The following is a 13,892-nucleotide window of genomic DNA, read 5'->3' on the forward strand; positions in this document are numbered from 1 at the left end:
GCTTCGCCAAGGGGCTTCGCCGGGCACCACGCTTCGCCCTTCGGGCTCCGTCGTGGCTGCGCCACGCGTAGCCCGAAGGGCGAAGCGTGGTGGAGCCAGGCGGGATCGAACCGCCGACCTCTTGCATGCCATGCAAGCGCTCTCCCAGCTGAGCTATGGCCCCTGAACCGAGCCGGCGGTCTGGGTGACCGCCGGGGAGCACCGTGAACCACAGTTCGCGGCTGATCTCAAGTGTCTTCGACGATTATTCTTCGTCGCCGCCGACATCACCGATGATGTCGGTCACGTCCTCGTCGCCTTCTTCCTCGTCGGCGATGAAGGTGGAATCATCATCCTCGTCGTCGTCGAGGGTCTCGTCGATCTCGATGTCGTCCTCGGTCTCAGGCACGACGGCCTTGACCTTGCCGGTGTTCTCCTCGGCATCGGCCTCCTCGAGCGACACCAACTCCTCGGCCTCGGCGGGCTCGACCACGTCGGCCGCCGCAGCGGCACGCGCAGCCTCGCCGCGCATCGCGCGGGTCGGAGCCACCGGCGCGATCGGCACGACCTCGCCGGTGTAGGGCGAGATCACCGGGTTCTTGTTGAGGTCATAGAACTTTTTGCCCGTCGTCGGGCAAATGCGTTTGGTTCCGAGCTCGGATTTGGCCACGTGCAGGCGTCCTGGCAATGTCTGAAAAGCGGTGTCTCACTTGGCTAGTTGCCGCGCCGCTGTCAATAGCGCTGTCAACGGGAAAATCACCGCTCGTGACGGAGGGCGGGGGCTGTGATACCTGCCGCGTCCGAAACACGAGGATCCTGCCGTGAGCACGTCAATCGCCCCGACTCCCCTGGAATCACGCGCCTCCGGGCCCCTCTCGGGCACGATTCGCGTGCCCGGCGACAAGTCGATCTCGCACCGGGCGCTGATCCTGGGGGCATTGTCGGTCGGCGAGACCCGAATTTCCGGCCTGCTCGAGGGCGAAGACGTCCTCAACACCGCCCAATCGATGCGGGCCCTGGGTGCGAAGGTCGAACGCACCGGCGACTTCGCGTGGACCGTCCGTGGCGTTGGGGTCGGCGGCTTCGCCCAGCCGAGCGCGCCGCTCGATTTCGGCAACTCCGGCACCGGCTGCCGGCTGGTGATGGGCGCCGTCGCCGGCTGCCCGATCTCGGCCGTTTTCGACGGTGATGCCTCGCTGCGCAGCCGCCCGATGCGGCGCATCCTCGACCCGCTGGTGCTGATGGGCGCCAAGGTCACCGCCATCGCCGACGGCGGCAAGCTGCCGTTGACCCTGCAGGGGGCCAGCAACCCGGTCCCGATCGAATACCGCACCCCCGTCGCCTCGGCCCAGATCAAGTCGGCCGTGCTGCTGGCCGGCCTCGCCGCGCCCGGCGTCACCACGGTGATCGAGCAGGAGGCGAGCCGCGACCATACCGAACTGATGCTGAAGCATTTCGGTGCCGAGATCGTGACCACGCCGGAAGGCGCCCACGGCCGCCGCATCGCGCTGACTGGCCAGCCGGAGCTAACAGGCGCGCCGGTAATCGTGCCGGCTGATCCGTCGTCGGCTGCGTTCCCGCTGGTCGCCGCGCTGATCGTCGACGGCTCGGATCTCGTGCTGTCGGACGTGATGACCAACCCGCTGCGGACCGGCCTGTTCACGACCTTGCGCGAGATGGGGGCCTCGATCGAGGAGGACGACGTCCGCGGCGATGCCGGCGAGCCGATGGCCCGCCTGCGCGTGCGCGCCTCCAAGCTGCGCGGCGTCGTGGTGCCGCCGGAGCGGGCGCCGTCGATGATCGACGAATATCTCGTGCTGGCGGTCGCCGCCGCCTATGCCGAGGGCACGACCGTGATGCGCGGCCTGCATGAGCTGCGCGTCAAGGAATCCGACCGGCTGGAGGCCACCGCGGCCATGCTGCGTGTTAACGGCGTCAAGGTCGAAATCACCGGCGACGATCTGATCGTCGAGGGCAGGGGCCATGTGCCGGGCGGCGGGCTGGTTGCGACCCACATGGACCACCGCATCGCGATGTCCGCGCTGGTCATGGGGCTGGCCTCCGACAAGCCGGTCACCGTCGACGATACCGCCTTCATCGCCACCAGCTTCCCCGATTTCATCCCGCTGATGTGCAAGGCGGGCGCGGATTTCGCATGATCATCGCCATCGACGGCCCGGCTGCCTCGGGCAAGGGCACCATGGCCAAGCGTCTCGCGGCGCATTACGGCCTCAGGCACCTGGATACGGGCGTGATCTACCGGGCCGTCGCGCATGCGCTACTGACCGCCGGCATCGATCTCAAGGACGAGACGCGGGCGGCGGACGTCGCCATGGCCCTGGATCCCTCGACCTTCGACAACCCGGCGCTCAGGTCGCACCAGGTCGGGTCCGCGGCCTCCGTGGTCTCGGCGTTGCCGAAAGTGCGCGAGGCGCTCGTGGCTTTCCAGCGTCAGTTCGCGAGCCAGCCGCCCGGCGCCGTGCTCGACGGCCGCGACATCGGAACCGTGATCTGCCCGGATGCCGAGGTGAAGATCTACGTCGTCGCCGATCCCCGCATCCGGGCGCATCGTCGCACCCTCGAGGCGCTTTCGCGTGGGGAACCGGCTGACGAGGCAGCCATTCTGGCCGACATCCTGGCGCGCGACGAGCGTGACCAGAACCGGGCCGTCGCGCCTTTGAAACAAGCCCCGGATGCTTACTTGCTTGACAACTCCCATTTGGATATAGAAGGCGGCGTCCGGGCCGCCATCGATATCGTCGAGGCCGTTCGAGCGGGCCGCCAGCGGGTTTGATTTCCGCCGGCGTCATTGGAGGAATGCCCGCTCCCGCCCTTGACCGTCGATAGCTCGATTGCGGTTCAATCGAGTCCGATCATCCGGACGCACTTCATACGTATCGCATGTGCAGGCACTGCCGGCCCGCGTCGTTTGCGCTTATCGCGCATCGCGCGGACGTCTGGGGATTTGTGGACCTCCAGGCACTGTCCATTCGATGCGCCGATCAACCCAAGCTGGCGAGAATGTCCGCATCTGGAGAACAAATGGCTTCGAGTACCTCTGCTTCTTCCTACAATCCCAGCCGCGATGATTTCGCCGCGATGCTGGACGAGTCCTTCACCAAGGGCAACCTGCAGGAAAGCTCCGTCGTCAAGGGCAAGGTTGTTGCGATCGAGAAGGACATGGCCGTCATCGACGTCGGCCTGAAGACCGAAGGCCGCGTGGCGCTGCGCGAATTCGCCGGGCCCGGCCGTGACAGTGAATTGAAGGTCGGCGACGAGGTCGAGGTGTTCCTCGACCGCATCGAGAACGCGCTCGGCGAAGCCGTGCTGTCGCGCGACAAGGCGCGCCGCGAAGAGAGCTGGGGCAAGCTCGAGAAGGCGTTCCAGAACAACGAGAAGGTCAACGGCGTCATCTTCAACCAGGTCAAGGGCGGCTTCACCGTCGACCTGGACGGCGCCGTGGCCTTCCTGCCGCGCTCGCAGGTCGACATCCGTCCGATCCGCGACGTCGCGCCGCTGATGAACAACTCGCAGCCGTTCCAGATCCTCAAGATGGACCGCCGCCGCGGCAACATCGTCGTGTCGCGCCGGACCGTGCTGGAAGAGACCCGCGCCGAGCAGCGCCAGGAGCTGGTGCAGAACCTCGAAGAGGGTCAGGTTATCGACGGCGTCGTCAAGAACATCACCGATTACGGTGCGTTCGTTGACCTCGGCGGCATCGACGGCCTGCTGCACGTCACCGACATCGCGTGGCGCCGCGTCAACCATCCGACCGAGGTGCTCAGCATCGGTCAGACGGTGAAGGTCAAGATCATCAAGATCAACCACGAGACGCACCGCATCTCGCTGGGCATGAAGCAGCTGCTCGACGATCCGTGGCAGGGCATCGAGGCGAAGTATCCGCTGCAGGCCCGCTTCCACGGCCGCGTCACCAACATCACCGACTACGGCGCGTTCGTCGAGCTCGAGCCGGGCATCGAAGGCCTGATCCACGTCTCCGAGATGTCGTGGACCAAGAAGAACATGCACCCCGGCAAGATCGTGTCGACCTCGCAGGAGGTCGAAGTGCAGGTGCTCGAGGTCGACAGCGTCAAGCGCCGCATCTCGCTCGGTCTCAAGCAGACGATGCGCAATCCGTGGGAGGTCTTCGTCGAGAAGCATCCGACCGGTTCGGTGGTCGAGGGCGAGGTCAAGAACAAGACCGAGTTCGGCCTGTTCCTGGGTCTCGAAGGCGACGTCGACGGCATGGTCCATCTGTCGGATCTCGACTGGAAGCAACCCGGCGAGCAGGTCATCGACAACTACAAGAAGGGCGACATGGTCAAGGCCGTGGTGCTCGACGTCGACGTGGAGAAGGAGCGCATCTCGCTCGGCATCAAGCAGCTCGAAGGCGATCCCTTCGCCGAGCCGGGCGATGTCAAGAAGGGCGCGGTCGTCACCTGCGAAGTGCTCGACGTCAAGGACGGCGGCATCGACGTCAAGATCACCGGCACCGACTTCACCACCTTCATCAAGCGCTCCGAGCTGGCGCGCGATCGCAACGACCAGCGCACCGAGCGGTTCGCCGTCGGTGAGAAGGTCGATGCCCGCGTGATCCAGTTCGACAAGAAGGCCCGCAAGGTGCAGGTGTCGATCAAGGCGTTGGAAGTCGCGGAAGAGAAGGAAGCTATCGCGCAGTACGGCTCGTCCGATTCGGGCGCCACGTTGGGCGACATCCTGGGCACCGCGCTCAAGAACCGCGACTCGAAGTAAGCCTTCGGTTCGCGTGATCAGATCAAAGCCCCGGCGAAAGCCGGGGCTTTTTTTGTTCCAGCGAAGCAGAGATACGCGCTCTGTTCCGGGCGGATCGGCCGTCCGGCCGCTTCGCCGCAAGCCTTCCTTTCTTCAAATTGCGCCGCGATTGATGTAATCGGATAACGAGATATTCAGGCTGCGGATGCAAAACGCGCCGAGACTTCCAGGAGCTGTCCATGTCGCTTGATTCGGATGTGATCGTCGATCGCCGCAGGCTGCGCCGCAAGCTGACGTTCTGGCGCGTCGTCGCGGTGCTGATTGCGATTGCGGCTCTTTCCGCCATCGGTCTGGCGATGTCGCCGCGCGGCCGCACCGCGCTCTCGACCTCTGGCTCGATCGCCCGCGTCAATATCGAGGGCCTGATCCGCAGCGACCATGAGCGCGTCGCGGCGCTGGAGCGGCTGGAGAACTCCTCGGCGGAAGCCGTCATCGTTCACATCAATTCGCCGGGCGGCACCACCGCCGGCTCCGAGCAGCTCTACGACTCGCTGGTGCGGCTGAAGGCGAAGAAGCCGCTGGTCGTCGTCGTGGAAGGCCTGGCGGCTTCCGGCGGCTATATCGGCGCGATCGCTGCCGATCACATCGTCGCGCAGCAGAGCTCGCTGGTCGGCTCGATCGGCGTGCTGTTCCAGTATCCGAATGTCGGCGAGCTGTTGAAGACGGTCGGCGTGAAGATCGAGGAGGTCAAATCCTCGCCGCTGAAGGCCGCCCCCAACGGCTATGAGCCGACCAGCCCGGAAGCGCGCGCGGCGCTCGACGCCCTGGTCAAGGATTCCTATGCCTGGTTCCGCGGACTGGTGAAGGACCGCCGCGCCATGAACGATGAGCAGTTGGAGAAGGTGGCCGATGGCCGCGTCTTCACCGGCAGGCAGGCGATCGAGCTGAAGCTCATCGACGAGCTCGGCGACGAGAAGGCCGCCGTCGCGTGGCTCGTCGCCAACAAGAACGTCAAGAAGGACCTTCCGGTGCGCGACTACAAGCTCACGCCGCGGTTCGGCGATCTGACCTTCCTGCGAACGGCGACCTCGATCGCGCTCGATGCCGTCGGCCTCTCCGGGATCGCCCGCCAGATCGAGCGCACCGGCGTGGTCCAGGCGGTCGATCGGATTGGTCTCGACGGCATGCTCGCGCTCTGGACGCCCGCGCCGGGCAATTGAACCCGCCAAGACCATCCTCAGGGCGATCTTCCCGTTTTGCGTGTGCCATGGCGAGGCCCCGTACCGGGCCTCGCAACCCGATTCATGGCCGCGATGAATGATTTAGCGTCTTGACAGTCCAGCATATTTTCACGGAAATGGGACTTGTCTCCCCGGGTACATTTTCTCGATGATCAAATCCGAGCTTGTTCAGCGTATCGCCGAGCACAACCCGCATCTCTACCAGCGGGATGTCGAGAACATCGTCAATGCGATCCTCGATGAGATCGTCGCGGCGCTCGCCCGCGGTGACCGCGTCGAGTTGCGCGGCTTCGGCGCCTTCTCGGTCAAGCATCGGCCGGCCCGCGCCGGGCGCAACCCACGGACCGGAGCTCATGTCCCGGTGGACCAGAAAAGCGTCCCGTTCTTCAAAACGGGCAAGGAAATGCGCGAGCGGCTGAACCGGGACAATCCCGCCGGCGCCGCAGCTGACGACGCCGACGATTGAAGCATCTCGCGCCGGCCGTGCTAATCGTCTGCGGCTGATTTCGAGGCGAATCCGGCCTGACTGACACGAGCGAGCGCATGCGAAAATTCTTCACTGTCGTGGTCGTCCTTCCGCTGCTGGTGCTGTTCGTCATCTTCGCGGTCGCCAATCGGCATTTCGTTACCGTGTCGTTTGATCCCTTCAACGCGACTGATCCGGCGCTCTCGGCGTCGGTCCCGCTGTTCGCCTTGATCATCGCCGTCGCGATCCTGGGCGTGATCGCGGGTGGCTGTGCCACCTGGATCGGCCAGCGCCGCTGGCGCCGGGCCGCGCGCCGCCATCAGGCCGATGCCGAAGCGGCCCGCGCGCAGGTGGCGCAGCTCAGCGCCGCGGCGCGTGCAAATCAGGGGCCGGCACAATCCCTGGTTCCGGCAGCGCCGGCGCGCCTTTTCGCCCCTTATGGGCGAGACAAGCAGGGCGCCGCGTTGTAGAAGGCGCCAAAGCTCGGCGGCCTTCGAAGCCGCGGGCTTCTGGTGATCCTTTCCGCCCGGACGTGCGTTGTTCATCGATGTCCCTGATCGTCAAAATCTGCGGCCTGACCACGCCCGACACCCTCGCTGCGGCGCTCGACGCGGGCGCCGACATGGTGGGCTTCGTGTTCTTTCCGCCGTCCCCACGCCATGTCGGTCTGACGGCCGCGCGTGAGCTGGGTCGTGACGTCAGGGGCCGCGCGCTCAAGGTGGCGCTGACCGTCGATGCCGACGACGCGACTGTCGAGAACATCGTCGAGACCCTGCACCCCGATCTCCTGCAGCTGCACGGACGTGAAAGCGTCGCGCGCATCCGTGACCTCAAGCAGCGCTTCGGCCTGCCCGTCATGAAGGCCATCCCGGTCGCGACCTCCGCCGATCTCGCGCCGCTGGCGGGCTATGCCGATGTGTGCGATCGCATCCTGTTCGATGCGCGGGCGCCCAAGGATGCGACCCGCCCCGGCGGCCTCGGTGCCACCTTCGATTGGCGTCTGCTACAGGGCCTGAAGCTCGATCGCCCGTTCATGGTCTCTGGCGGCCTGAGCGTCGACAACGTCGCCGAGGCCGTGCGGATCACCTGCGCGGGCGGCGTCGACGTGTCATCGGGCGTCGAGCGGGCGCCGGGTGTGAAGGATTGCGACATGATCCGGGATTTCATTCGCGCGGCGCGGGCCGCTGAAGAGTTGAGCGTTCAATGACGACAGCCATTCCCAATTCCTACCGCAGCGGTCCGGACGACCGCGGTCACTTCGGCATCTTCGGCGGCCGCTTCGTCGCCGAAACCCTGATGCCGCTGATCCTCGATCTGGAAAAGGCCTATGCGGAGGCCAAGGCCGATCCCGCGTTTCATGCCGAGATGAACGGCTATCTAAAGAACTACGTGGGCCGGCCCTCGCCGCTGTACTACGCAGAGCGCCTGACCGAGCATCTCGGCGGCGCCAAGATCTACTTCAAGCGCGAGGAGCTCAATCACACCGGCTCGCACAAGGTCAACAACGTGCTCGGCCAGATCATGGTCGCGCGCCGCATGGGCAAGAAGCGCATCATCGCCGAGACTGGCGCCGGCCAGCACGGCGTGGCGACGGCGACGCTGTGCGCGCGCTTCGGTCTCGATTGCGTCGTCTACATGGGCGCGGTCGACGTCGAGCGGCAGCAGCCCAACGTGATCCGCATGGAGATGCTCGGCGCCAAAGTGGTGCCGGTGCAGTCCGGTGCGAAGACCCTGAAGGACGCGATGAACGAGGCGCTGCGTGACTGGGTCACCAACGTCCACGACACGTTTTATTGCATCGGTACCGTCGCCGGCCCGCACCCCTATCCGATGATGGTGCGCGATTTCCAGTCGGTGATCGGCAACGAGACGCGCACGCAGATGCAGGAGGCCGAGGGCCGGTTGCCGGACTCGCTGATTGCCTGCATCGGCGGCGGCTCCAATGCGATGGGCCTGTTCCATCCGTTCCTCGATGATCCCTCGGTCGAGATCTATGGCGTCGAAGCGGCGGGCCACGGCCTGACGCATCTGCACGCCGCCTCGATCGCCGGCGGCCGCCCCGGTGTGCTGCACGGCAACCGAACCTATCTGCTGATGGACGAGGACGGGCAGATCGAGGAGGCGCATTCGATCTCGGCCGGTCTCGATTACCCCGGCATCGGGCCAGAGCATTCCTGGCTGCACGACGTCGGCCGCGTGAACTATTTGTCGGCGACCGACGAGGAGGCGCTTGCGGCGTTCCAGTTGCTGTCTCGGCTCGAGGGCATCATTCCCGCGCTGGAGCCGGCGCACGCGATCGCCAAGGTCATGGAGCTCGCGCCGAAGAAGCCCAGGGACCATCTGATGGTGGTCAACATGTCCGGCCGCGGTGACAAGGACGTGCCGCAGGTCGGCGATATCCTGCGAGGAAAGGCGAAGGCATCGTGACCAGCCGGATGGATGCGCGCTTCGCGCAGTTGAAGCAGGAAGGCCGCTCGGCGTTCGTCACCTTCGTCATGGGTGGTGATCCCGATCCCGAGACGTCGCTCGCCATCGTCAAGGCGCTGCCGCAGGCGGGCGCCGATATCATCGAGATCGGCATGCCGTTCACCGATCCGATGGCCGATGGTCCGTCGATCCAGGCGGCGGGTCTGCGGGCGCTCAAGGCGGGGATGACCCTGAGGAAGACGCTGCAACTGGTGCGCAGCTTCCGCGAGAGCGATGCTGACACGCCGATCGTGCTGATGGGCTACTACAACCCGATCTACATCTACGGCGTCGACAAGTTCCTCGATGATGCGAAGAGCGCCGGCGTCGACGGCCTGATCATCGTCGACCTGCCGCCGGAGGAAGACAGCGAGCTGTGCATTCCCGCCCTGAAGGCCGGGCTGAATTTCATCCGGCTGGCGACGCCGACGACCGATGACAAGCGGCTGCCGGCCGTGCTCGCGAACACCTCGGGCTTCGTCTACTACGTCTCGATCACCGGCATTACCGGCGCGGCGGCGGCCGATTCGTCCGCTGTTGGAGCCGCCGTGGCCCGGATCAAGCGGCATACGGAGCTGCCCGTCTGCGTCGGCTTCGGCATCCGGACACCAGAGACGGCCCGCGCCATCGCCGCCAATGCCGATGGCGCCGTGGTCGGCACCGCCCTGGTCGATGCGCTCCGCGCCAGCCTCGATGCCGAGGGACGCGCGACTGCCAAGACCGTGAGCGCCGTTGCCGATCTGGCCGCTGCGCTGGCAAGGGGCGTGCACGGGGCGCAACAGGCCGCGGAATAGGCCGTCAACCACTATTCGACCGGGCGTCGCGGCCGTCTTGCCGTGACCCCGCCGTCCCGCCATATATCCGGGCGACCGCAACACGGAGCGACACATGAACTGGCTTACCAACGTGGTCCGGCCGAAGATCCGCAACATCCTGCGCCGCGAGACGCCGGAGAACCTCTGGATCAAGTGCCCGGATTCCGGACAGCTCGTGTTCTACAAGGACGTCGAGGCCAACCAGTTCGTCATCCCCGGCTCCAACTACCACATGCGCATGGGCGCGGTGGCGCGGCTGAAGTCGATGTTCGACAACGAGACCTGGTTCGACGTCGCCCTGCCCGAGGTGACGCCAGATCCGCTGAAATTCCGTGACGAGCGCCGCTATGCCGACCGCATCAAGGATGCCCGGGCGCGGACCGGCATGAACGATGCGGTCAAGGTCGGCTTCGGCAAGCTCGAAGGCATGGGCGTTGTCATCGCCGTGCAGGATTTCGATTTCATGGGCGGCTCGCTCGGCATGGCCGCGGGCGAAGCGATCGTGCGTGGCCTCGAGCTCGCGGTCGAGAAGAAGTCGCCGTTCATCGTGTTCGCGGCCTCCGGTGGCGCGCGCATGCAGGAAGGCATCCTGTCCTTGATGCAGATGCCGCGCACGACGGTGGCCGTGCAGATGCTGCGCGAGGCCAAGCTGCCCTACATCGTCGTGCAGACCAATCCGACCACCGGCGGCGTCACCGCGTCCTACGCGATGCTCGGCGACGTCCACATCGCCGAGCCCGGCGCGCTGATCGGGTTCGCCGGCGCCCGGGTGATCGAGCAGACCATTCGCGAGAAGCTGCCCGAAGGTTTCCAGCGCGCTGAATACCTCCTGGACCACGGCATGGTCGACATGGTCGTGCATCGTCATGACCTGCGCCCGACCCTGGCGCGGCTGTGTCGCCTGCTGACCAAGGCGCCGGCTGTCGAACACGCCAAGCCCGCGCCGCAGCTGCCGCCGCCGGCGAAGGCCGTTGAGGCGGCGGATGCGCCGGCGGTCGCGCCGACCGCGTGAACGATCTCGCCAAGTCACCGCCCTCGCTCGACGAGTTGATCGCGCGGCTGTCCGTGCTGCATCCGAGCAAGATTTCGCTCGGGCTCGAACGCATGCACCGGCTGCTCGGCCAGCTCGGTCATCCCGAGCGTAAGCTGCCGCCGGTGATCCACGTCGCCGGCACCAACGGCAAGGGCTCCACTGTCGCCTACCTCCGCGCCATGCTCGAAGCGGCGGGCCTGCGCGTCCACGTCTTCACCTCGCCCTGGCTGGTGCGCATCAACGAGAGCTATCGGCTCGGCAAGGTCGGCGGCGGCGTCCTCGTCGGCGACGAGGAGCTGATCTCTGCCCTGCTGGAATGTGAGCGGGTCAATGCGGGCGCGCCGATCACCTTCTTCGAGGTCAAGACCGTCGCGGCGTTCGTGCTGTTCGCGAAGCATCCGGCCGATGTCGTGCTGCTCGAGGTCGGCCTCGGCGGCCGGCTGGATTCCACCAATGTGCTCGAGCAGGTCGCAGCGTCGGTGCTGACCCCGATCGGCATGGACCACATGGAATTTCTCGGCGACACCCGCGCGCTGATCGCGGCCGAGAAGGCCGCCATCATCAAGCGCGGCTGTCCGGTGATCTCGGCCGCGCAGGAGCCCGATGCCATGGCCGTGATCGAGCGTGAGGCCAGGCGCCAGCGCGCGCCGTTGTTTGCCGCCGGCGAGAGCTGGCACGTCGGTGTCGAGCGCAACCGGCTCGTCTATCAGGACGACCGTGGTCTTCTTGATCTTCCGGCGCCAAAACTGTTCGGCCGGCATCAGTTCGACAATGCGGGCCTCGCGATCGCGACCTTGCGCGCGGTCGATCAGTTCAAGCTCACCACCAAGGCGTTCGAGGACGGCATCGTCGGCGCTGAATGGCCGGCGCGCATGCAGCGGCTGTCGAGCGGTGCGCTCACCGCCATCGCCCCGCAGGGCGCGGAGATCTGGCTCGATGGCGGCCACAACGCGGACGGCGGCCGCGTCGTTGCGGCGGCGATCGGCGACCTCGAGGAACGCGTGTCGCGGCAGCTCGTCGTGATCGTCGGGATGATGGGCAATAAGGATGCGGCGGCGTTCCTCGCCAATTTCGCGGGCCTGACGCGGCACATCATCGTCGTGCCGATACCCAATGAGAGCAAGGCGATGGCGCCGGCTGATCTGGCCGCCGCCGCGCGCACGCTCGGCATGCGCGTCGAGATCGCCGATGGCGTCGCGTCCGCGCTCGCCAGCATCGCGCGGCTTGCCTATGAGGTCCCGCCGCGTATCCTGATCACGGGGTCGCTCTATCTCGCAGGGCACGTGCTCGACCTCAACGGCACGCCGCCGACCTGAGGGGAATAGCGCATGCGCTTTGCCGCGATCGCAGACGTCCACGGCAACCATCTCGCGCTCGAAGCCGTGCTGGCCGACATCCGGGCGCAAGGCGTGACTGATATCGTCAACCTCGGCGACATGGCCAGTGGTCCGCTCGACGCGCGCAAGACAATGGACTTGCTGATGCCGCTCGAGGCGATGCATGTGCGCGGCAATCATGACCGCTGGCTGATCGATCGGCCGCCGGAGAAGATGGGAGCTTGGGAGCGACCCGCCTACGCCCAGCTCGAAGCTGATCATCGCGACTGGCTGCGCGCGATCCCGGCAACGGCCGTCTATCGGGACCAGGCCTTCCTTTGTCACGCGACGCCCGATGACGATAACGTCTACTGGCTCGAGAGCGTCGCTCAGGACGGTGCGATCACTTGCGCGCCGCTCGATGCGATCGAGAAACTTGCCGCTGATATCTCGCAGCCGCTGATCCTGTGCGGCCATACGCACACGGCCCGCGCGGTGCGCCTGCGCGACGGGCGGCTGATCGTCAATCCCGGCAGCGTCGGTAGCCCCGGCTATTCCTACGACGTGCCGCATCCGCATGTCGTCGAAGCGGGCACGCCCGATGCGCGCTACGCGATCCTGGAGCAGCGGTCGGCCGGCTGGAGCGTGACCTTCCGCCACGTGCCCTATGATCACCAGGCCATGGCCGCGCTCGCGCGCGCCAATGGCGACGGCGAATTCGCCGCTGCGCTCGCGACCGGCTGGATCCGCTGACCTCACGCGAGCAGCTTCAAGGGATCAGCAACCTTCTGCCTGAGCTGCTCGAAGGTGCATTGCCGCGGCGACTTGTCGGGGCGCCAGCGCAGGATCGAGGTGCCGTGGCGAAAGCGCTCGCCGGAGAAATGGTCGTAGCAGACCTCGATCACCAGCTTCGGCTTCAGCGGACACCATTCCGCCGAGCGCTCGGTCGACCACCGGCTCGGCCCGCCCGGCGTATTGCCGGTGAAGCCGGGCGGCGAGATCAGCGGCTCGAGCTTGTCGGTCAGCGCGGGCTTCTCCTCCTTCTTGAGCGCGGAGGTGAAGCCGACGTGGTGCAGCAGGCCGTCATCGTCGTAGAGCCCGAGCAGCAGCGAGCCGACCAGCTTGCGCCCGTTGGCGCCCTTGTTGGTGGCGTAACGGAAGCCGCCGATCACGCAGTCGGCTGAGCGGTAGCGCTTGATCTTCTGCATGCCCTCGCGGTTGCCGGCCTGGTAGGGCAGGTCGAGGCGCTTGGCGATCACGCCATCCGAGCCGCCGCCGGACTGCGCCAGCCAGCTTTGCGCGGTCGCGAAGCGCCTCGTCGCCGGCGACAGCCGGAACGTCGGATGATCCGCGAAGTTCGCTTTCGCGAACGCCTCCAGCGCCGGCCGCCGCTCGTGCAGCGTGTGCGTCACTAGCTCCTTCTTGCCACTCGCCAGCAGATCGAAGGCCAGGAACAGCGCCGGCGTCTCCACCGATAGCTTCTTCACCCGGCTCGCGGCGGGATGAATCCGCTGCAGCAGCGCGTCGAACGAGAACGTCTTCGCCTGCGGCACCACCAGCTCGCCGTCGAGTGTGAAGCTGGTCGCCTTCAGCTCGCGCGCAGCGGCGACAATCTCCGGGAAGTAGCGCGCGAGGTCCTCGCCGGCCTTGGACTGCATCGTCACCGTCGGGCCCTCGCGCGACAGCAGGCAACGGAAGCCGTCCCATTTCGGCTCGTATTGCCAGTCCTCGCCGCGCGGGATTGCGTCCACCGAGCGCGCCTCCATGGCCAGCAGGCCGGATTTGCGGGAGGGCGAGCGACGGGCGCGGGCGGGCATGGCGACATCCGAAAACGCTGACTCACAC

Annotated in this window: 14 protein-coding genes and 1 tRNA gene; 12 read left to right on the forward strand and 3 right to left on the reverse strand. The window is 66.4% G+C overall.

Features of this window, described 5'->3' with window-relative positions:
- Positions 1-87: 87 nt before the first annotated feature.
- Positions 88-163, reverse strand: a tRNA-Ala gene (locus tag QW868_RS09610).
- An 81-nt stretch (positions 164-244) separates the two neighbouring features.
- Positions 245-649, reverse strand: a complete 405-nt coding sequence (locus QW868_RS09615) for a TIGR02300 family protein (protein WP_315741238.1) — start codon at positions 647-649, stop codon at positions 245-247.
- Between the two features lie 151 nt (positions 650-800).
- On the opposite strand from QW868_RS09615, the gene aroA reads away from it, so the two are divergent.
- From aroA to QW868_RS09675, 12 genes are all read left to right on the forward strand, one after another.
- The gene (aroA, locus tag QW868_RS09620; protein WP_316230416.1) at positions 801-2,138 is read left to right on the forward strand and encodes a 3-phosphoshikimate 1-carboxyvinyltransferase; all 1,338 of its coding nucleotides are present in this window, start codon (positions 801-803) and stop codon (positions 2,136-2,138) included.
- Positions 2,135-2,773 carry a (d)CMP kinase gene (gene cmk, locus QW868_RS09625; RefSeq protein ID WP_315784873.1) on the forward strand — a complete coding sequence of 213 codons (639 nt, stop codon included), beginning with the start codon at positions 2,135-2,137 and terminating at the stop codon, positions 2,771-2,773. The genes aroA and cmk overlap by 4 nt, the downstream gene beginning before the upstream one ends.
- 248 nt (positions 2,774-3,021) lie before the next feature.
- A complete protein-coding gene (gene rpsA, locus QW868_RS09630) occupies positions 3,022-4,731 on the forward strand; it encodes a 30S ribosomal protein S1 (protein ID WP_315741235.1) in 1,710 nt (569 codons plus the stop codon).
- Positions 4,732-4,949: 218 nt separating this feature from the next.
- Positions 4,950-5,930: a signal peptide peptidase SppA gene (gene sppA / locus QW868_RS09635; protein ID WP_315741234.1), complete on the forward strand. Its 981-nt coding sequence runs from the start codon at positions 4,950-4,952 to the stop codon at positions 5,928-5,930.
- 169 nt (positions 5,931-6,099) lie between these two features.
- On the forward strand, positions 6,100-6,417 hold the full coding sequence (locus QW868_RS09640; protein WP_315716888.1) for an integration host factor subunit beta: 318 nt from the start codon (positions 6,100-6,102) through the stop codon (positions 6,415-6,417).
- 77 nt (positions 6,418-6,494) lie between these two features.
- Positions 6,495-6,887: a lipopolysaccharide assembly protein LapA domain-containing protein gene (locus tag QW868_RS09645; RefSeq protein WP_315813581.1), complete on the forward strand. Its 393-nt coding sequence runs from the start codon at positions 6,495-6,497 to the stop codon at positions 6,885-6,887.
- A gap of 77 nt (positions 6,888-6,964) precedes the next feature.
- Complete coding sequence (locus QW868_RS09650; protein WP_315741232.1) at positions 6,965-7,624, forward strand: phosphoribosylanthranilate isomerase; 660 nt, start codon at positions 6,965-6,967, stop codon at positions 7,622-7,624.
- Entirely contained in the window at positions 7,621-8,844 is a 1,224-nt protein-coding gene (trpB, locus tag QW868_RS09655; protein ID WP_316161327.1) for a tryptophan synthase subunit beta, read from the forward strand. The genes QW868_RS09650 and trpB overlap by 4 nt, the downstream gene beginning before the upstream one ends.
- Entirely contained in the window at positions 8,841-9,677 is an 837-nt protein-coding gene (gene trpA, locus QW868_RS09660) for a tryptophan synthase subunit alpha (RefSeq protein WP_316230417.1), read from the forward strand. The genes trpB and trpA overlap by 4 nt, the downstream gene beginning before the upstream one ends.
- A 94-nt stretch (positions 9,678-9,771) precedes the next feature.
- Positions 9,772-10,710 (forward strand): acetyl-CoA carboxylase, carboxyltransferase subunit beta, encoded by a 939-nt coding sequence (accD, locus tag QW868_RS09665; RefSeq protein ID WP_315741229.1) that lies wholly within the window; start codon positions 9,772-9,774, stop codon positions 10,708-10,710.
- The gene (locus QW868_RS09670) at positions 10,707-12,047 is read left to right on the forward strand and encodes a folylpolyglutamate synthase/dihydrofolate synthase family protein (RefSeq protein ID WP_316230418.1); all 1,341 of its coding nucleotides are present in this window, start codon (positions 10,707-10,709) and stop codon (positions 12,045-12,047) included. Before accD ends, QW868_RS09670 begins: the two co-directional genes overlap by 4 nt.
- Positions 12,048-12,059: 12 nt before the next feature.
- Positions 12,060-12,800, forward strand: a complete 741-nt coding sequence (locus QW868_RS09675; protein WP_316230419.1) for a metallophosphoesterase family protein — start codon at positions 12,060-12,062, stop codon at positions 12,798-12,800.
- A 2-nt stretch (positions 12,801-12,802) separates the two neighbouring features.
- Here the strand turns inward: QW868_RS09675 and QW868_RS09680 are convergent, their stop codons facing one another.
- Positions 12,803-13,813, reverse strand: a complete 1,011-nt coding sequence (locus tag QW868_RS09680; RefSeq protein WP_316230450.1) for an ATP-dependent DNA ligase — start codon at positions 13,811-13,813, stop codon at positions 12,803-12,805.
- Positions 13,814-13,892 lie beyond the last annotated feature (79 nt).

Origin of the sequence: Bradyrhizobium sp. SZCCHNR1051 (assembly GCF_032489615.1) — a bacterium.
In the GTDB taxonomy this organism is placed as follows: Bacteria; Pseudomonadota; Alphaproteobacteria; order Rhizobiales; family Xanthobacteraceae; genus Bradyrhizobium.